The organism is uncultured Cocleimonas sp. (assembly GCF_947495625.1).
In the GTDB taxonomy this organism is placed as follows: domain Bacteria; phylum Pseudomonadota; class Gammaproteobacteria; order Thiotrichales; family Thiotrichaceae; genus Cocleimonas.
Genome location: NZ_CANLZW010000022.1, coordinates 62361 through 82134 on the forward strand (window position 1 = coordinate 62361; position 19774 = coordinate 82134).

Genomic DNA, 19774 nt, shown 5'->3' on the forward strand with positions numbered 1-19774 from the left:
GGGCAGATGAAATTTAAATATTCGATTGTATTTTTTATAGCGCTTTTTTTTGGTATTGCACAAGCAGAATCACCGCCTAAAGCAATTGTAAAAGCACCGAAACACACATCAACTTCTACAGCTGATCACAGTAAATTTGAAATCCTGCAACAGCAGTTTAAGTCTGGTCCAGAACTCACCGCAGCGTGTTTGACTTGTCATACCAAGGCCGCCCATCAGGTGAAACAATCTCTGCATTGGAAGTGGGAATTTGAACATCCCGAAACTGGTCAGATGCTGGGTAAGCGTCATGTCCTTAACTCTTTTTGTGGAAATGTGGCATCGAATGAGCCTCGCTGCACCAGTTGTCATGTTGGTTATGACTGGAAAGATATGAATAAAGCACCTCCACCCGAAGATAACAAGGTGGATTGTGTCGTATGTCACGATACTACCGGCACGTATTCCAAATGGCCAACAGGCGCAGGGCATCCTCTATACGAGCCTAAGGAAAGTAATGGTGTGATGCAGATGCCACCTGATTTAAGCAAGGTAGCTCAGAGTGTGGGTCTGCCAGAACGTGAAAATTGCGGTAGTTGTCACTTTTTTGGCGGTGGGGCAGACAATGTAAAACACGGTGATTTATCGACAGCATTATTAGCACCAGACAAACACGTAGATGTTCACATGGCAGCAGATGGTCTTAACTTTGCCTGTACTACTTGTCATATTTCTACAGAACATATGATTGAAGGAAGTCGATATGCAGTCAATACACATGACGATGGCAACAAGAAACCAGGTGAACGCCGCGATGTAGCGACCTGTGAATCTTGTCATACAAATAAACCTCACCCAGACAATTCACTAAAACACGTCAAATTAAATAATCATACCGAAAAAGTAGCATGTCAGACCTGTCATATTCCTGAGTTTGCGAAAGGCGGTGTCGCTACCAAAACCTCATGGCGCTGGTCTGAGGCTGGCAAATTAAAAGACGGCAAGCCTTACAGTGAAGAAAATTACACTCAGGGTAATGGCAAACACCTGCATACCTATCTCTCAACCAAAGGCACGTTTGAATACGGTGAGAACGTTGTGCCGTATTACTCATGGTTTGATGGTCAGGTGCAATACACTTTGCAATCAGAAAAAATTGACCCTACAAAAGTGGTTGATGTAAACAGAATTGAGGGTTCTGCGGCAGACCCCGATTCTCGTATCTGGCCGTTTAAGCGAATGTCTGGTTCCCAGGCCTATGACAAAGTGAAGAATACCTTGGTGTTAAGCAATGTCTGGGGGCCAACCACAGATACTGCGTTCTGGACAAACTTTGACTGGGCTAAAGCTATACAGGCTGGGATGGATTCGGTCGGTGCAGACTATTCTGGTGAGTTTGGTTTTGTCGATACCTATATGTATTGGCCAATTACTCACATGGTTGCACCAAAAGATGAAGCTCTGGATTGTGCCAGCTGCCATGCAAAAGATGGACGCTTAGCCGATATCAAAGGTGTCTATATGCCAGGTCAAAGCAATAATGGAACATTAGACAAGTTGGGTATATTAGCCGTATTACTCACGCTACTAGGAGTAATTGGTCATGGGCTTATGCGCCTGGTTTTCAAAAAAGGAGGTAAACAGTCATGAGTACGCGTCGTGTCATTATGTTTACAAAGTTCGAGCGTTTCTGGCATTGGTCGCAAATGACGCTAATTTTTATCCTGCTGTTTACCGGCTTTGCCATCCGCGGTACTCATTCACTGATGTCTTTTGAAACGTCGGGGATGCTGCATACTTTCGCAGCACTGGCATTGATTGTATTGTGGATATTCGCGATTTTCTGGCATTTCACCACAGGAACCTGGCGTCATTATGTACCGACTAGTAATGGTTTGTTTCGCGTTGCGCGTTACTATGCGTTTGGTATTTTCAAAGGTGAGCATCACCCCTACCGAAAAACCTACCAGCGCAAGCATAACCCACTTCAGGCACTTTCTTATCTCGGCCTAAAAATATTCCTGTTTCCGGCAATCTGGGTATCAGGATTACTCTATTTGTCCTACCCAATGTGGAGTAATCTGACTGCTGGAAAAAACTGGCTCGAAGGCGTTGCAACGATCCATGTAATCTCAGCATTTGCAATTTTGATTTTTATTATCGCTCATATCTACTTGTTAACCACGGGTCATTCATTTAAAGAGCATGTTAAGCCAATGATTACGGGCTACGACGATGTCGATCTAACCGAAGCGGAAGAGTCCTATTTGCAACAAGATGAGCCAGGTCATATCAAACCTGAAGTAACCATAAAATAAATACCCACTTGTCTAAAGAACAGAGCCTTAGTTAAACTAAGGTTCTGTAGATTTTAACGCTAAGCGTTAAACGCAATTTAATCGATGTTTTAGAGAGCATACTTTCCTTAATTGAAAAATAGACACCCCCCAACTTATAGGCTGTTTTTATACGTTTTCCGTATTGGTTTTTACACGCTTACCAGCCATTCTTGAGATCGTTCCGTCTTTATCCATATACTGGTGTTTAATCGCGCCAAGAGAATGCAGCAAAATAAAGAAAATAAGTACTTTGCTCCCCAAACCATGAATGATATGACCTATGTTACCAATGATCTCATTCTTATCCCCTGAAGCGATGAGCTCTAGTCCAAAGAAGGAGATAGCATGACCACCACCGGCAGACATCATGACTCCAGAAATTGGCATCATCACAGTAGCAATAATTAGAAACCAGTGAGCGAATTTAGCTGAAAATTCCTGCCAGCTTGGCATCTCACTCAATGGTTTAGGGAATTTGTTCTTGATGCGCCAGAAAATGCGGGCAGTTGCCAATACAAATATAACGATACCGAATGACTTGTGCAGGTCTAACAGACTAAATTTATCGGGCCCCTTAGGGAGATCTTCGATATAAAGACCGAAGGCTAACATCGCAATCATGCCTATGGCAATTATCCAATGGAAGCCGACAGTAAGTGGGCTGAATTTTTCAAATGTATCTTTCATGGTTATTCTCTTGAAATATTAAGTTATAAATGTGGTTAGATATTTCGCGGAATAATAGTTGAATCTGGACTGTAAAATCTAAAGAATTACGTTAATTTACAACTGTGAAAATATTAAGGACTTGTTTTAGAAAAATACTTAAAAAAGTGGCTAAAAGTAGGGGGGTGACCTTACAAGTAGTAATACCATCTCAAGTGCAAACAACGTATATCGACGATTCCTTATGGATTCTACGATGGACTTTTCAGGCTCTTGGTGAGCCTAGAAAAGCCACTTATAAGCATATTTTGATTTAGATTGAATCAGTTAACATTATGGTACTCAAGAATCTTATTCACTTCATTCTTAGAGCCCATAATCACAGGCACACGCTGATGCGGGTCGCCATTGGGTTGTACTTCCATAATTCTACCGTAACCAGTATTGGCTGCTCCTCCAGCTTGTTCAACGATCATTGCCATTGGGTTGCCTTCGTAGAGTAAGCGTAGTTTTCCACCTACTTCACGATTGCGCTCGTCGATGGGGTAGAGGAATACGCCACCACGGCAGAGGATTCGGTGAATCTCGCCAACCATTGCGGCTACCCAGCGCATGTTATATCGTTTTCCTAATGGGCCTTCTTCGCCCTGAACGCAGTCTGCGATGTATTTTTGTACGGGCGGCTCCCAGAAGCGTTGATTCGATGAATTGATAGCATATTCAGCGGTATCTTTCGGGATTTCCATATTTGGATGGGTGAGAATGAATTCTCCAATTGAAGAACACAGTGTAAATCCGTTTACGCCATTTCCTGTGGTCAATACCATCATTGATGATGGGCCGTATAAACAATAACCTGCGGCAACCTGTTCTGTACCTGGTTTGGCAAAATCTTTTGCGGTTGGATTTTCTTTACCTGCTGGTGCTTTTAATACAGAGAAGATCGCGCCAACATCCATATTGATATCCATATTGGATGAACCATCTAATGGATCGAAAGTGACGAGATAATGTCCGCGGGGTTTTCCTTCAGGTAGGGTCAGAACTTCATCTAGTTCTTCTGATGCCATGCCTGCGCAGTGACCGTTGTTTTCCAGTGCGTCGATGAATAAATCGTTGGCGATTAAATCCATTTTCTTTTGCACATCACCCATTGCGTTTTCACTATCGGTAGCACCCAAAACGCCAGCTAAGTCACCTTTGTTGACGAGATTTGCAATGCCTTTACAGGCGATAGTGATGTCATTGAGTAAACCGGTAAATTCGCCACTGGCTTTGTTGCCGAGTTTGCGTTGTTCGTCGATGATAAATGATGAAAGTGTGGTTCCGAGCTTTTGCATGACGCACCCTGTAAAGATATAAATAAGTGAGGTTAACAAATAAGTTAAGTTGATTGTATATCCACAATTCAGGTGTGATATATCCATTAATAAGGATAAAAAATAGAGGCGCTATTTTGGGGTTAGCTGCTAACAGAACCTAGTCAGATAGCGTTTAGCATATCGAAAACACGGTTTGATGGGCTTGGTTTTGAATTTATTTAACTGAAAAACCACGTAAAAAAAGTAGCGAGTTTGTAAAATCCTCGGTATCCTCCAATTCCCCTAACTTTTCGCGTGATTTTTATAACTATTTCTAGAAATAGCTTTTAGAAATGCGTGTATGATCTATGCAAGAACAATATAACCATAAAGACATCGAACCTACAGTCCAGCAAATGTGGGAAGATAAAAAGCTCTTTGAAGTCACCGAAGATCCAGATAAAGAAAAATTCTATTGCCTTTCTATGTTCCCTTACCCGAGCGGTAAGCTACACATGGGGCATGTGCGTAATTACACCATTGGCGATGTAATTTCACGCTTTCAGCGTATGCAGGGTAAGAATGTATTACAACCTATGGGGTGGGATGCGTTTGGTCTGCCTGCAGAAAATGCTGCTATCAAAAATAATGTACCACCTGCTGAATGGACAGATTCCAATGTGGCAGAAATGGGTGCGCAACTCCGCACCATGGGCTTTGCCTATGATTGGTCGCGTGAACTCGCAACCTGTAAGCCAGACTATTACCGTTGGGAGCAATGGTTCTTCCTACGTTTATTAGAAAAAGGCTTGGTTTACCGCAAAAAAGCAACTGTAAACTGGGATCCGGTGGATAACACGGTACTTGCGAATGAGCAGGTAGTGGATGGTCGTGGCTGGCGTTCGGGCGCATTAGTTGAACAGCGCGAAATTGATCAATGGTTCTTAAAAATTACGGCTTATGCTGATGAGCTTTTAGAAGACGTTCGTCAATTAGAAAACTGGCCACAGCAAGTTCGTACCATGCAGGAAAACTGGATTGGACGTTCTAAAGGTGTAGAACTTGAATTTGGCTTAGCTAATTCTGAAGAAACCTTATCAGTATTTACCACACGCCCTGATACTTTAATGGGTGTGACATATCTAGCTGTTGCACCTCAGCATCATTTGGCTGAGCGTGCGGCTGTAGAAAATCCGGATTTAGCCGCATTCATCGACGAATGCAAAAACATGAAAACTGCCGAAGCCGATATGGCGACGATGGAAAAGAAAGGTATTGATACTGGCTTGTTTGCGGTTCATCCAATTACCGGTAAGAATGTGCCAATCTGGGCTGCTAACTTTGTGTTGATGAGTTATGGCTCGGGTGCGGTTATGTCGGTACCTGCGCACGATGTTCGCGATTGGGAATTTGCCAAGACGTACAAACTGCCAATCACACAAGTTATTACTTCTGCCAATGAAACGGTTGCGAGTAATCTGAATATTGATGAAGGCGCATACACTGAAAAAGGTGTGCTGATCAATTCAGATCAGTTTGATGGTTTGACTTCAGAAGAAGCAAGCGATTCAATCGCAGATTTCCTTCAAGAGCAGAAAAAAGGCCGAAAGACGGTTAATTACCGTTTACGTGATTGGGGTGTTTCCCGTCAGCGTTACTGGGGTTGTCCAATTCCGATTATCTATTGTGATGATTGTGGTGCAGTACCTGTGCCGGATGAAGATTTACCGGTGGTATTACCAACCGATATCGTTTTCGATGAAAGCGGTGCATCACCAATTAAAAATATGCCTGAGTTTTACGAAACGCGTTGCCCTACTTGTGGCAAAGGTGCGACTCGTGAAACGGATACATTCGATACCTTCTTTGAATCATCGTGGTACTACGCAAGATATACGGGTCCAGATAATGATAAATCAATGCTGGATGAGCGTGCGGATTACTGGTTACCAGTTGATCAATACGTTGGTGGTATCGAGCATGCTGTACTTCATCTTTTATACGCGCGTTTCTTTAATAAGTTAATGCGTGATGAAGGTTTGGTTGAATGCGATGAGCCATTCACTAATTTGTTAACGCAAGGCATGGTGCTTGCGGATACCTATTATGTAGAAGGTGAGAGCGGCGGTCAGGAATGGATTGCGCCGAAAGACATCGAAATCGAGCGTAACTCAAAAGGTAAAATACTCGGTTATAAAGACGACCAAGGTCGTGAAGCGGTATCTTCTGGCATGAGTAAAATGTCGAAGTCGAAAAATAACGGTGTAGATCCACAGGAGCTCATCGAAAAATTCGGCGCGGATACCTTGCGTGTATTTTCGATGTTTGCATCTCCACCCGATCAGAGTATGGAATGGTCTGATACCGGTGTTGAAGGCGCAAATCGTTTTATTAAGCGTTTATGGCGTCAGGTTTATGTGCATCTGGAAAATCGTCCATTAACAGATTTAGATACGGATGATTTGACAGACGAGCAGCAGGAAATGCGTCGTAAAACATACAACACGTTGCAAAAAGTAACGGATGATATGTCACGCCGTTTTACCTTTAATACTGCCATTGCTGCGAATATGGAATTGCTGAATGATTTGTTCAAATTCCATGAAGACAGCGATCAGGGACGTGCTGTTCGACAAGAAACACTTGAATTAATCGTGTTGATGCTTGCTCCAATAATGCCGCATGCTTGTCAAAAGCTATGGGAGATACTCGGCAAAGATAGCGTATTGATGGATGAGTCATGGCCAGAAATGGATGAAGAAGCGCTAGAGCAAAGCAAAATTCAAATGATGATTCAAATCAACGGAAAGTTACGCGGTAAGGTAGATGTTGCGGTTGATGCGAGTGATGATGACGTAAAAGCATTAGCCATGGACAATGAGAATGTTAAAGGCTTCCTTGAAGACCTCACAGTACGTAAAGTGATAGTGGTTAAAGGCCGATTAATCAATATCGTGGCCAACTAATTAGGTAAACATGAATACTTCATTCGCTAAAGCGTCATCTGACTTTTTCTCACGGAAAAAGCGGGTGGCGTTTTTCGTTTTACTCGGATCGTCCGTGTTACTTGCATCTATGTTGCAAGGTTGTAGCGGTAATGGTTTTCATTTACGCAATAGCGTTGATTTACCTCCCCAATATCAAACCATAGCCTTAGAAAATTTACCCGTTGATAGTGGCTTTAGAGATATATTTGAAGAAGCGCTGGAAAATGCAGGTGGAAGGCTCATAGCAGAAGATGAAAATAGTTCTGCAGCCAAAAGCATCATTCGTTTAAAGGACTATAAGCAGGATAAGCGCGTGGTTGCTTATACTAGCGAGCGAAAAGTCAGAGAGTACTTGTTGTACCTAAAATTTAATTATGAAGTTGTAATTCTTGAGGGTAAAACGGCTGATAGAAAAACGGCTGATGGCAAAAAGAACAAAGAAAAGAAATTACCAATACGTCGAATCAATATCGATAAATCTTATCTTTATGATCCAGATTATGCTTTAGGTAAAGCAGAAGAAGAGAAGCTGGTAAAAAATAAGCTCTATCAGGAAGCTTCACGTTTGATTCTATTGCGTCTGCAATATTCTAAGTAATCAAACACGAAAAACCCCTGTTTGAATAATCAAACAAGGGCTTTTAGAAGGAGAGTAATAGTTTGTATGTATTAAATTACTTTCTACCGCTAACCGTCATTTCTTCAACTTCAAACGAAGGAGCCTGGTAGTTAACTTTTTGAACCATTGTTGATTCAGAAGCTGCTGCTGTAGCGAAAACTCCATTGTCCGTGTCTTGTCCAGCGATTGCAGATTGACCTGCTACTAGTGCTGTAAGTAATGTGGCTGCGATGATTGCTTTAGTGTTCATGTTAAATTTCCTTTAATTTTGTTTATATAATTTGGTTTTATAAAATATTTAGTTTAAATAAGAATAGGTTCTTATTTTCTGCCGCTGATAACAGTGTCTTCATTATCAAATGTTGGTGCGTCGTAGCGTACTTTGTCATTCTTTACTGATTCAGTCATTGTCGTATTTGTTGCTAATTCTGCGTAAACACTCCGATCTGTATCTTGTCCAGCGAATGCAGATTGACCTGCGACTAGAGCAGTAAATAGTGCTGTTAAAAGTGTGCCTGTTAAGATTGCTTTAGTTTGAGTTTTCATAATTTATTACCTTTAAATTTAGTTAATGTTTCCAATTTTTTGTTTAAGACTGTTTTTGTCTGTGTCTTGGGTCTAGTAACGCAGTAATATTTTTTTTGGATTCAAATTAATTTAAAATTTATTATTTGGTGTTCTTAAGAATTTTCTAAATAAACCAGGTTTTTGTAGGTTTTCCATTTCGGTTTTTTTGTATAAGGTATTGTTTTAAATGTATAATTTTTCTAAATTGAATTATCAATAAAATGTCTTATAACCTGTAAAACATTCTATTAAATAGATCTTAAATAATATTAAATTAATTTAAAAAAATAAAAATTCAAAAGTATTCGTTAGTGTTATCTGGAAGAGGTGGGCATATTTTTTAGTGGCTTTGAGTAGTTTATTGAAGAATAAGTATCAAAAAATACCCAGAATCAATCTTATTTATTTATTGGAATAAAAATAGATAAATCACTTCAATTAACTCAATTCTTGGTTCTGTATAAAAACTGCTCAAAAGTAGGGGGGTGACTAAATAAATTGTGTAAATACCATTTTTATCTAGATTTGAACTATCCTACTAATAACTGAAAGATACTATGCTATAAGAATGATTTTCGGCTATTTTTCATAACTAAATATACGCAGATTACGTAAAGTAATAGTATGCTAAAAGTTAATAAAAATTTGGTGGTTGTTGTTAAGTCTATTTTTTACAAACTCATAACTCTATTTGCTATTTCATTTGCTGTAACCTTAGTTACAACAAAAATGGCAATGGCTGATGCTAACTTCGAAAAGTGGAAGCAGGAGTTTCGCGTTGAAGCACTGGAGCAGGGGATTCAAGCAAGCTTGTTTGATAAGTCTTTAGCAGCTCTTAAACTCGATCCCGATATCATTAGGCTTGATAATAGCCAGCCTGAGTTCACCCGCAATATATGGGAATACCTCAATAACGCGACTTCTGATGCCCGGATTAAAAAGGGCAGAAGTTTGATGAATCAATACGATGCTTTGTTTGATTTAGTAGAAGAAAGATACGGTGTTCAACGAGAAATCATTCTTGCTATCTGGGCGCTGGAAAGTGATTATGGACGGAATTACGGCAATAAAAATGTGGTTCGGTCTTTGGCGACTCTGGCTTATGCGAGCGGTTCCAAAAAACGCTCCAAGTTTGCGCGAAATGAGTTACTGATTAGCTTAAAAATATTACAGAGTTACAAAATACATTCGAAAGACCTGGTTGGTTCCTGGGCAGGTGCAATGGGTCAACCGCAGTTTATGCCGAGCTCCTATTTGAAGTATGCCGTAGATCAAAACTCCGATGGCATTATCGATTTATGGCAGACCATACCTGACGTCGTAGCATCTATAGCGCATTACCTTGCTGAATCAGGTTGGAGAAAGGATGAAAGTTGGGGGGTGGAAGTCAAACTACCCAGAAAGTTTGATTGGCGTTTGAATAGCTCATCTTACCAGCTCAGGTTCGAGCAATGGCGTGAATTAAACGTTACTCAGGTGAATGGTAAGGATTATCAATATCCGCTCAGACAAGCAGCCTTATTTATTCCAGCTGGGCAATTTGGTCCGAAATTTTTAGTTACGCATAACTTTGATGTTATTAAACTTTATAATAACTCATCAAGTTATGCTTTAGCTGTTGCACAATTAAGCAGATTGTTAGCAAGCGGTGAAAAAATACAGGCTGCATGGCCGTTATCCGACAAAGCCCTAAGCCGATATGAGGTAGAAGAAATCCAGATGCGCTTGAACCTCGAAGGTTTTAGCCCGGGTTTAGCGGATGGAAAGATTGGAATAAAAACCCGAGAAGCGATAAGAGCATGGCAAGTTGAGCAAGGTTATGCCGGTGATGGTTATGCTAATTTGCGCTTACTGGGTTTGTTAAGACAGCAGGCGAGTAGCCAGAAACCACTATCAATAAAATAAAATAGATATAATCAATCAGCATGCGCTAAAATAGCGCAAAAAATGTCGCTATTTGCCAGTTTCTGAATGCTGATTTTTCCGCTACTTTGCTGAATTGACTGTCTAAAGCTACAAAGCTAAATGCTACAATACAGTATGGTGGTGATGTTATACATCCACTAAAATTATATAAAAGATGTGAGAGATTGAGGGAGAGTCAAATGAGAAAACTACTCGCGGTAGCTATCGCGGCGTCGGTTTGTGCTCCAGTTTTAATTGGCGTTCCAGCTATGGGGGCGACCAAAGTCTATGGAGAATTACACGCGTCTTTCGACAAGTTAGATGCGGATTCCACAACGATTTCAAATGCAGACACCTTAGCCTTGAATAGTAGTTTACTGGGTGTTAAAGGAGTATCTAATCTTAAGGATGACCTGAATTTTATTTATAACTTTGAACTGGGGTTTCAAAGCGATCGTGGCATTCGATCTGCTGTTGATAACACTATTGATAATAAAAAAGATGTCATCGAAAATCGTAATCAAATCATTGGGCTAGCTGGAGATTTCGGCGCAGTAATTATCGGTAGATATGACACGCCATTTAAAACACTGGGTAGTAAAGCAGATTTGTTTTGGTATTCTCAATTGGGTCAAAACCGTAACTTAACGAATCCTTCGCGGTGGGATCTTCGTGCAGACAGAATTCTAGCCTATCAAACACCTAGACTAAATGGTTTTCAAGGTACAGTTGCCTACTCCACTGATATTGGAGATAAAGCAGACAGTTCGGCTATCAGTGCAAATGGCATTTATAAAATTGGTAATTATAGAATAGGCGCTGCTTTCGAAAGACAGGATCTGGATAATGTTAACGCAGAACCTAATGCTTTGCGTTTAATGACAAGGTATCGGAAAGGTCCTTTGACTGTAGTTGGCTTTTATCAGAATGAAAACAATGAAACGAAACAAACAGGTATAGCTGATGCAACCGTTTTTGGTGTTGGGGCAGCTTATCGAATCGGTAAAGGAAAGATAAAAGGGCAGTATTACTCGCGTGATGTAAGTGGTACTAGCAATGATCCAGATTTACTGGCGATTGGTTATGATTATCGAATAGCCAAGACGACTGACGTATATGCACAGTTTGCACGAGTCACAGAAGGCTATCGTTTAGGCGGAGCCGATCATGGTTCTGGTATTTATTCGCCGACTTTAGGGGATGCTGATGGTGTTTCTTTAGGTGTGCGTTACAAGTTCTAAATTCTTCTATTTTTGGATGTTATATCTAAAATAATCAGCAATAAAAAAGCACTCAGATGAGTGCTTTTTTATTGCTTAAGAAATAGTAACTATCCTGTTAGCGTATATATTTTCGAATTCTTTGTGCGACTTCTTCTGGATCAATGCCTCTACGAATTGGGATATTAACGCGTTTAGGATTAGTTGGAAGAAGACGCAAAACTTCAGATTTTTCTTGTCGTCTTACTTTGTTTAAATTCAGGTAGTCTCTTCTTAGATCGCCTTCAACTAAGAATTGAGCATCCTTGATAAGGAAAAGACCATTAGACAACTTTTTAATTTTTAAGCCAGCAAAATTAACCGTAACGGTTGTATTTACACATGCTTCTTCAATCAAATCTGTATTGTTAGGTGGGCCGTACTCAGCGCACTCTTTGCTTGAGTAGCTTAATTGATTCTGGTTTAGAGTAACGTTTTTTGCATCTAACGCAGCGGCCAAATAAGCCTGATCAGCTGATTGTGGGGCGGCTTGTTGTGGCTGTCCCTGATAAGGTACAGCTGCAGGTGCTGCCGTCGGTATTGAACATAATTTGGTGACTTGCTCGTGGGTGAAGCCTTTTTGTAAATAGTATTCAATATCTGCTTTACTACAACCGCTGGCTAGTAGTTCGCTGCTAAAGAATAAAGAGAAAACCGCTAGCAGTGATGCTGTAGCTTTAGTGCTTAACTTTGTGTGAAACAAAGGTTTCATAGATGCTCCATAAATGTATGTGTATTCTAACAATGTAAATCAATTTACGATTAGTCAGAAGTATAAACGATAAAGTTCCCTTCTGTCTTTTTACTGGCGCTTAGTGAATGACTCTAGTGATTTTGACTGTTTGTAACTGTCGTTATTTATGCTGATTTGGAAAACAGGGCTAGTATCAAGATGAGAAATTTACATCAATCATAAACTGATCAGACATATCTTCCAGAATATCCTGAACTTCATCAGTAGTAACATTCACCGGAAGACCTAGTGTTAACTCTGCACAGAATAAAATCTCACCAGACATACTGGCTTCTCTTATATGGCTTTCCAGTTCTTCTATATTGACTTCAAGTTTGGATAATTGCTGAGTGATATCATGGATAATGCCAGGACGATCTTGTCCTAAGAGTTCAAGCTTTAGAATCTTCTCAGGCTTCATTGTATCGAGATCTGCTTGCTCAATATGAATTTTAAAAATATCGGTTTCTAATTCATTGATGGCTTTAGTCAGCGGTTCTAAATTCTCAGTTGGCAAAGAGACCTGAAGAAGACCAGCGAATTTACCAGCAAGGTGCGCCATACGACTTTCTGTCCAGCTAGCGCCAAATTTATTGAGTGTCTCAGAAAGAGATTTAACTAAACCCGGCTTATCTGGCCCGAGGATGGTAATAATGAGTGAAACTTGCATGTTTTCTCCTTGAGATAAAAGCGTTAAACGTAGATCTTATTTTTAAGCGGACGTTATCACAAAGTTTTTAGTTTTGCCTGATATAACGCAATCATAGTGAAGTTAGTTGTGTTGATTAGCTATCAATACAGGCGGTGATTATAAAAAACCGCCTGGCTCTGCATAAGTTCCTTTGGTTATTTCAAACAACAAAATGAAAAGTTGCCTTAAAGTAGGGGGGTGACTATTTCTTTAATGACTTACTTTCTTACTTTAGCTACCTATCACTTTTATTGAATACCGAAACATTCACTTCTACACAGTCTTTAATGGTATTTGAAATGGCACATTTATGAGAGGCACGTTCTACAGAGGCTACTCGTTTCTCGGGTAATTCCGGCCAGTAGATTTCCATATTGATGGTTTTAAAGCGCGTAGGATCGCTGTGATAATCCCACTCTAAATGGGTCACGATGTTTTCAATAGGAACATCCATGCGCAAGGCATAGTGATCTAATACAGCGAATGTACAACGACCCAGAGCTGTTACAAACATCGCCAAAGCACTAAAGCGTGGCATCTTGTTTTCTAATTGAATATCAAGCCCGTCTTCATCGAAACGCGATAATCTAAGTTCTGTTTGCCCTAAAACCTGGATAATCATGCTAATTCCTTAACGGCAGCGAGTACTTCCTCGGCATGTCCTTTCACTTTTACTTTATCCCAGTGTTGTCTTAGTACGCCGTCTTTATCGATGAGGAAAGTGCTTCTGACAATACCCATATACTCTTTGCCGAATGTCTTCTTTAATTGCCAAACACCGAAGTGCTCACATACTTCAGTATCAATATCAGAGATTAATTCAAAGGGAAATGATTGCTTCGCTTTAAAATTATCGTGACGTTTCATACTGTCTTTAGAAACACCAAAAACTTCAGTGTCATGGGATTTAAACGTGTCATATAAATCACGAAAATCCTGCCCTTCAGTGGTACAGCCCGGAGTGCTGTCTTTAGGGTAGAAATAAATAACCAGATTCGATGTACCTTTGTAATCCGATAACTTGAAGTGTAGATCAGAGGTGGCTGGTGCTTCAAAGTCTGGGACTGTTTCCCCGACGACTAACGACGATGTTTTTTCAGTCATGTTAATTCCTGTTTGAATAAGGTTTAGAAGTGATTGATAAGTAAATTTACAAAAGGGTATTTTAACCATGCTTTAAATACAATGCATAATTCCCTTAACGTTAATTTCCGTTTTAATGTGTACTAATACTATTTAAGTTTTAGTTCTGCAAAACCAGTTCTCTTATCTCAGCGGTTTGTAAATGAGTCAGTGATCGGTGAGTGGATGCCGGAACTTTACTAAAAGCAGTTTGTAATATCTGCAAAGCATCGCCGTGAGAAACCAGTAAAAACACTTCATCTTTGAAGTTTGTTTCTAAGGTAGCGATAAATGAGGTGGTTCTTTCTAATACCGCATCAGCACTTTCTACATTGTTGTTATTATGCGCTGAATCTTGCAAATCCATGTCCCAGACGTTCTGGTAGAAGCTATTGTCTTTTAATTCATGATCACCGAAAAAACACTCTCTCAATAGTGAGGAAAATTGAATTTCGCGTTCAGCTTGAAGTAGTTGATGTGCAATCTGTGCGGACTCAGCTGTGCGTAAAAAATCTGAGCTGATAATTCTGGTTTTATTATTGAGTGTGTTGAATGCTTCAATACTGTCTCGAATTTGTTTTTGTCCTGTTTCGCTCAGACCGTAATTCTTAATGCCATTTTCGGGCGAGCTTACAATCAGTCCTTTCTGGTTTGCGACACTTTCGCCGTGACGCAATGCAAAGTAGTGATTATTGAGTGTATTTAAAGTAGTTAGGTGATTCATTCGATATTGTATTTAAGAGTAGGGGAGTAAAGACACCCCCCTACTTATAGGCACTTTTTTATCAAAGTGCTATTTCTTGATCGTTTTATTTAAACGCTTTGGCGGCATTACGAATTAATGTTTCAGTGGTATCCCAGTCGATACAGGCATCCGTAATCGAAACACCGTATTCTAATTGAGAAAGATCTTCCTGCATCTTTTGGTTGCCCCAGTTGATGTTGCTCTCAATCATCATGCCGACTATTGATGAATGACCGTTGAGTCGTTGATCAATACAGTAATTAAAAACCGTCGCTTGATTGGCTGGGTCTTTGTTTGAGTTTTCATGGCTACAATCAATCACTAAGTTCTTAGGTAGATTTAACGCTGATAATTTTTCTTCGCAGTCTTTAATGATCTCTAAATCATAGTTAGGCTTGCCACCGCCGCCACGCAATACGATGTGCCCATAAGAGTTTCCTTTGGTGCGAACAATCGCAACTTGACCTTGACGATTAATACCAAGAAAACTGTGCGGACTGGTAACGGCCTGCAATGCATCTGTTGCAACCTTTAAGCTGCCATCGGTGCCATTTTTGAAGCCGACCGGGCATGATAATCCGCTGGCCATTTCTCTGTGTGTCTGAGATTCGGTGGTGCGTGCGCCGATAGCACTCCAGCTAATCAAATCAGCGAGGTATTGAGGGCTTATAGGGTCTAAAGCTTCGGTAGCTATGGGTAAACCAATTTCAGCTAATTCAATCATTAATTCACGCGCTTGGATTAGCCCGGTTTTGATATCAAAGGTTCCATCTAAATGAGGATCGTTGATCAAGCCTTTCCAGCCTGTGGTTGTACGAGGTTTTTCAAAATACACACGCATTACAAGAAAGATGCTATCCGATACTTCATCTGCGAGTTTTTTAAGTCTGTTCGCATAATCAATAGCAGCTTTAGGGTCATGAATAGAGCAAGGGCCAACCACGACAAATAAACGATCGTCTTTACCATCGAGAATATTCTCAAGAGTTTTACGGTGTTGGGTGATTGAGTCTTGCTGTTCTGCAGAAAGAGGAATTTGCTCTTTAATTTCAGCAGGCGTTAGTAGAATCTCGGTGGATTCAATATTAAGGTTTTCTGTATTTGTAGGCATAACTATTATCTTATTTGTATGTGTGTTGAGTCGAATTTTGAGCGTAATTTAACATAGATATAGATAAAAGCAGTTATCTCGTATTTAAAACCTAATTAATTACATAAAAAAGTGCCCGAAAGGTGGGGGGTGACCTAAAATAAACGCAATGAATTCAAAAATAGAGGAATCTGCTCTTGAACGATAAAAACCGCTGCGGTTGGGCTCAAGGTAGCCAATTGGAAAAAGATTATCATGATAATGAATGGGGAGTGCCTGTTCACGATGATCAATTGCTCTTTGAATGTTTAAATCTGGAAAGTGCGCAAGCCGGTTTGAGTTGGGTCACGATTTTGAATAAGCGCGAGAACTATAAGGCTGCATTTGATAACTTCCATATTGAAACCGTGTCTAATTATGATGAGGCAAAAATCGCTGAACTTTTAGATAACCCGGGAATCGTAAGAAACAAGCTTAAAGTCAATGCCACTGTCAATAATGCAAACCGTGTTATGGAAGTACAAAAAGAGTTTGGTAGTTTTGACGCCTATATCTGGCAATTTGTAGATGGCAAACCATTGGTCAATCAATGGAAGGATATGAGCGAAGTGCCATCTAGCACAGCGTTATCTGATGCGATGAGTAAAGATTTAAAGAAGAGGGGGTTTAAGTTTATCGGCACCACAATTTGCTATGCCTATATGCAGGCATCGGGGATGGTGAATGATCACGTTACCGATTGTTTTTGCTATAACAAAAATAGTTAAGTTTGTGATGAGGTTTATGCGATCAGATATAAGCCTAGCTTGAGAATTTCAAGTGAGCTTTGCGCTTGTGTTTCGATTAATGGCGCATTAGACTGCATGCGATAAACAGAACACTATTTTGAATGTGGTTTTTTTGTTCAGCTATTTTGGTTCGACTTTTTTGAGGTCAGTCAATGACTTTGCATTCAATTAACGAGAAGAGTATTTAAGATGTTTCAGGGAAGTATGGTTGCTCTGGCTACGCCGATGACAACAACAGGTGATTTAGATGAGTCTGCATTAGAAGCCTTGGTCGGTTTTCATCTTGATGCAGGTACTGATGCTATTGTGGCAATGGGTACAACGGCAGAGTCTGCAACGTTCTCACATAAGGAGCACCGTGCGGCTGTTAAAATGATCATCGCCCTGGTTGCAGGTAAAATCCCGGTTATCGCAGGTACTGGCTCAAATAGTACCGTTGAAGCCCTTGAATTAACCAAAGCAGCTAAAGAAGATGGAGCGGATGCAGTTTTACTGGTTACTCCTTATTACAATAAGCCTCCTCAAGAAGGCCTATTTCAGCATCATAAACTTATCGCAGAAAAAGTTGCGATTCCACAGTTGTTATATAATGTACCTGGTCGTACTTCTGTCGATATGTTGCCAGAGACGGTTGAACGTCTATCTGACATTTCAAATATCGTTGCTATTAAAGAAGCAACGGGTGATCTGGATCGTGCCAAAGAAATCATCAAACGTTGTGGCGATAGAATCGATGTAATTAGTGGTGATGATGGTACTGCCATGGAGCTGATTCTTGCCGGTGGTAAAGGTGATATTTCAGTTACGGCTAATGTAGCGCCTGCATTAATGCATCAAATGTGTAAAGCAGCTTTAGCAGGTGATCGTAAAGCTGCGGAAGAAATTAACAATAAGTTAATTCCGCTTCATACCAAACTTTTTGTAGAAGCTAACCCAATTCCAGTAAAGTGGTTATTGCATAAAATGGGCTATGGAAGTAATACGATGCGCTTGCCGCTTGTGCCTCTTTCTGAAGAGTTTTACCCAGAAGTTACAGCAGCCGCAGCCGTTGCTGGTATAGAAATCTAATTTTTAGTTTAAACAGTATTTGTTAAGCATATCGTTCAACAAGAACGTGTCTGACAGAATAGTTTTATAATGAGGAATCAATGAGTAAATTACACCTTGGCATGATTAACAGCGTTTTTAAATTTGCGTTATTGTTATTTGTTATTTCTGGAATAACCGCCTGCAGTACCATTAATAATGCTGCTAATAAAGTCACTAGTTTGGTTACCGGTAAGAAAGCATCAGCTCGCCATGATAATAATAAGACCGTAAAGGATTTGGAATTTCCACCTGATTTAACGGCTCCTGAATTTGATAAAGCGTTTGAGTTGCCAACGGGCCCGGTGACTGCTTCTTCTATGAATAGTGTAACGACTACTCCTGCTTATACAAATACTTCTTCTGTTCCAGTGCAAACAACTGCTGCAGTGGCAAAGCCTCGCTCTGCAAATCTTTCTACCATAAAGAAACAGGGTAACGACTCATATCTTCAGATTAATGATAAATATGAAAGAGCTTTGTTATTAACAGAGATCATTCTTGAAAGAATGCAATTCAAAGTAGTTAATAAAATGCTAGCAACGGGTGAGATGAATGTCCGTTATCAAGGAAGTAATCCTGCATTAGTGAAAGGTGGTAACTATAGAGTATCTGTGATTAATGCTCAGGGTATTCCTTTAGTGCGCATTGCTAAAAGTGAAGGCACTGTTTTAACCACTGCGCAGCATGCTCAAATAATATCTCTGCTAAATAGTGAGTTTAATAAGTAAGAGAGGGTTGCTTCTCTAATATCCAGATTACTAGGTTTTAAATAAAATAGAATGATTCGATTTGCATCGCTCGGAAGTGGTAGTAAGGGTAATGCAACTCTAATCGAGTCAGGTGTAAAAGATACTGATACGCGAATTATGCTGGATTGTGGTTTCTCTACGAAAGAAGTAGAGAGTAGGCTGGCAAAACTAGAGCGTTCAGCTGAATCCCTAACTGCAATAGTTATTACGCATGAGCACTCCGACCATATTATTGGTGTCGGCAGACTGGCTCGGAAATACAATATTCCTGTTTGGTTGACTCATGGTACATGGGAAAACTGCAAGGATAGTGTCTTCCCCGAAACTAATTTCATTAACTCGCATGAAGATTTTGCGATTGATGATATTTTTCTTCATCCATTTCCTGTTCCTCATGATGCGCGAGAGCCCTGTCAGTTTGTTTTCTCAGATGGAGCGTCCAAATTAGGAATTGCCACCGATCTTGGTAGTATTACTCCACACGTAATAGAACAGTTAGATAATGTTGATGGTTTGCTGCTCGAATGTAATTACGATAGTCATATGTTGCATAACGGTGCCTATCCCCAAAAACTAAAAGAGAGGGTGTCTGGTGACAAAGGGCATCTTGATAATAAGCAATCTTTACAATTATTACAGAATCTCAAAGTAGCCAAGCTCAAGCATATTATTGGAATGCATGTGAGTGAGAAAAATAATACAGATGAGTATGCGATTGAAGCACTTTGTGATGGGCTCAACTGTGAAGCAAGCGAGGTATCTATTGCATCTCAATCTTTAGGTTTTGACTGGCGCGAGTTAGCTTAAATAATAGGTCTTTTCCTATTTCTGATTTAATTTACCTTAATGCTAAATTAACAGTTGCATCGAAAAAGTAAGTGCCTATAATGCGCCGCTCCAACGAGTTAGCGGCTTGTTAAAGTGGTTGATGTTGTTGGTAGTTTTGATCTGATTTGGAGTTATTTAAATTAAATTGAAATTAGTAGTTGATTCAAATTGAGAGGTGTCTATAATGCGCCGCTCTGACAGATTAGGTCACTGGTAAAGTGTTTTAATGTGTTGGGAGTTTGCTTTGATTTTAACGTAAAAAACATGAATTAAATGTTGCTTCCTTTAAAATCAAAGAGTAGAATTCCCGCCTCGCT

Annotated in this window: 20 protein-coding genes; 10 read left to right on the forward strand and 10 right to left on the reverse strand. The window is 40.1% G+C overall.

All coding sequences use genetic code 11. The features are described 5' to 3' along the window. The first annotated feature begins 6 nt into the window (after positions 1 to 6). Positions 7 to 1629: a tetrathionate reductase family octaheme c-type cytochrome gene (locus tag Q1A31_RS13200; protein WP_299877349.1), complete on the forward strand. Its 1623-nt coding sequence runs from the start codon at positions 7 to 9 to the stop codon at positions 1627 to 1629. After that, positions 1626 to 2297: a cytochrome b/b6 domain-containing protein gene (locus tag Q1A31_RS13205; protein ID WP_299877352.1), complete on the forward strand. Its 672-nt coding sequence runs from the start codon at positions 1626 to 1628 to the stop codon at positions 2295 to 2297. The genes Q1A31_RS13200 and Q1A31_RS13205 overlap by 4 nt, the downstream gene beginning before the upstream one ends. Positions 2298 to 2444: 147 nt before the next feature. On the opposite strand, the gene Q1A31_RS13210 is transcribed toward Q1A31_RS13205, so the two are convergent. Next, a complete protein-coding gene (locus Q1A31_RS13210; RefSeq protein ID WP_299877355.1) occupies positions 2445 to 3005 on the reverse strand; it encodes a cytochrome b in 561 nt (186 codons plus the stop codon). 302 nt (positions 3006 to 3307) lie between these two features. After that, positions 3308 to 4324 carry a class 1 fructose-bisphosphatase gene (locus Q1A31_RS13215; protein ID WP_299877358.1) on the reverse strand — a complete coding sequence of 339 codons (1017 nt, stop codon included), beginning with the start codon at positions 4322 to 4324 and terminating at the stop codon, positions 3308 to 3310. 329 nt (positions 4325 to 4653) lie between these two features. Here Q1A31_RS13215 and leuS point away from each other — a divergent pair, with 329 nt between their 5' ends. Then, positions 4654 to 7251 carry a leucine--tRNA ligase gene (gene leuS / locus Q1A31_RS13220; RefSeq protein ID WP_299877361.1) on the forward strand — a complete coding sequence of 866 codons (2598 nt, stop codon included), beginning with the start codon at positions 4654 to 4656 and terminating at the stop codon, positions 7249 to 7251. Between the two features lie 10 nt (positions 7252 to 7261). After that, a complete protein-coding gene (gene lptE / locus Q1A31_RS13225; protein WP_299877364.1) occupies positions 7262 to 7870 on the forward strand; it encodes an LPS assembly lipoprotein LptE in 609 nt (202 codons plus the stop codon). Between the two features lie 76 nt (positions 7871 to 7946). Here the strand turns inward: lptE and Q1A31_RS13230 are convergent, their stop codons facing one another. Further along, on the reverse strand, positions 7947 to 8141 hold the full coding sequence (locus tag Q1A31_RS13230; protein WP_299877367.1) for a hypothetical protein: 195 nt from the start codon (positions 8139 to 8141) through the stop codon (positions 7947 to 7949). A gap of 71 nt (positions 8142 to 8212) precedes the next feature. Beyond that, the gene (locus Q1A31_RS13235; RefSeq protein WP_299877370.1) at positions 8213 to 8437 is read right to left on the reverse strand and encodes a hypothetical protein; all 225 of its coding nucleotides are present in this window, start codon (positions 8435 to 8437) and stop codon (positions 8213 to 8215) included. 645 nt (positions 8438 to 9082) lie between these two features. On the opposite strand from Q1A31_RS13235, the gene Q1A31_RS13240 reads away from it, so the two are divergent. Continuing rightward, a complete protein-coding gene (locus tag Q1A31_RS13240; RefSeq protein ID WP_299877373.1) occupies positions 9083 to 10363 on the forward strand; it encodes a lytic murein transglycosylase in 1281 nt (426 codons plus the stop codon). 200 nt (positions 10364 to 10563) lie between these two features. Beyond that, positions 10564 to 11604 (forward strand): porin, encoded by a 1041-nt coding sequence (locus Q1A31_RS13245; protein WP_299877377.1) that lies wholly within the window; start codon positions 10564 to 10566, stop codon positions 11602 to 11604. Between the two features lie 97 nt (positions 11605 to 11701). On the opposite strand, the gene Q1A31_RS13250 is transcribed toward Q1A31_RS13245, so the two are convergent. The 6 genes from Q1A31_RS13250 to Q1A31_RS13275 form a co-directional block, all read right to left on the reverse strand. Continuing rightward, positions 11702 to 12334, reverse strand: coding sequence for a hypothetical protein (locus tag Q1A31_RS13250; protein WP_299877382.1), 633 nt, complete (start codon positions 12332 to 12334; stop codon positions 11702 to 11704). Positions 12335 to 12509: 175 nt separating this feature from the next. Further along, the gene (locus tag Q1A31_RS13255; RefSeq protein WP_299877386.1) at positions 12510 to 13025 is read right to left on the reverse strand and encodes a glycine cleavage system protein R; all 516 of its coding nucleotides are present in this window, start codon (positions 13023 to 13025) and stop codon (positions 12510 to 12512) included. 256 nt (positions 13026 to 13281) lie between these two features. Continuing rightward, on the reverse strand, positions 13282 to 13668 hold the full coding sequence (locus tag Q1A31_RS13260; RefSeq protein ID WP_299877390.1) for an OsmC family protein: 387 nt from the start codon (positions 13666 to 13668) through the stop codon (positions 13282 to 13284). Then, positions 13665 to 14150, reverse strand: a complete 486-nt coding sequence (gene bcp, locus Q1A31_RS13265) for a thioredoxin-dependent thiol peroxidase (RefSeq protein ID WP_299877395.1) — start codon at positions 14148 to 14150, stop codon at positions 13665 to 13667. The genes Q1A31_RS13260 and bcp overlap by 4 nt, the downstream gene beginning before the upstream one ends. A 139-nt stretch (positions 14151 to 14289) precedes the next feature. Next, on the reverse strand, positions 14290 to 14892 hold the full coding sequence (locus Q1A31_RS13270; RefSeq protein WP_299877399.1) for a histidine phosphatase family protein: 603 nt from the start codon (positions 14890 to 14892) through the stop codon (positions 14290 to 14292). An 85-nt stretch (positions 14893 to 14977) separates the two neighbouring features. Next, positions 14978 to 16024, reverse strand: a complete 1047-nt coding sequence (locus tag Q1A31_RS13275) for a 3-deoxy-7-phosphoheptulonate synthase (protein ID WP_299877404.1) — start codon at positions 16022 to 16024, stop codon at positions 14978 to 14980. A gap of 176 nt (positions 16025 to 16200) precedes the next feature. On the opposite strand from Q1A31_RS13275, the gene Q1A31_RS13280 reads away from it, so the two are divergent. The 4 genes from Q1A31_RS13280 to Q1A31_RS13295 all read left to right on the forward strand — a co-directional run bounded on the left by Q1A31_RS13280 (position 16201) and on the right by Q1A31_RS13295 (position 19436). Beyond that, positions 16201 to 16770, forward strand: a complete 570-nt coding sequence (locus tag Q1A31_RS13280) for a DNA-3-methyladenine glycosylase I (protein ID WP_366943022.1) — start codon at positions 16201 to 16203, stop codon at positions 16768 to 16770. A gap of 210 nt (positions 16771 to 16980) precedes the next feature. Beyond that, positions 16981 to 17859, forward strand: coding sequence for a 4-hydroxy-tetrahydrodipicolinate synthase (dapA, locus tag Q1A31_RS13285; protein WP_299877407.1), 879 nt, complete (start codon positions 16981 to 16983; stop codon positions 17857 to 17859). An 80-nt stretch (positions 17860 to 17939) separates the two neighbouring features. Next, a complete protein-coding gene (locus tag Q1A31_RS13290; protein ID WP_299877410.1) occupies positions 17940 to 18608 on the forward strand; it encodes a hypothetical protein in 669 nt (222 codons plus the stop codon). A 51-nt stretch (positions 18609 to 18659) separates the two neighbouring features. Further along, complete coding sequence (locus Q1A31_RS13295) at positions 18660 to 19436, forward strand: MBL fold metallo-hydrolase (protein ID WP_299877414.1); 777 nt, start codon at positions 18660 to 18662, stop codon at positions 19434 to 19436. The last annotated feature ends 338 nt before the right edge of the window (positions 19437 to 19774 follow it).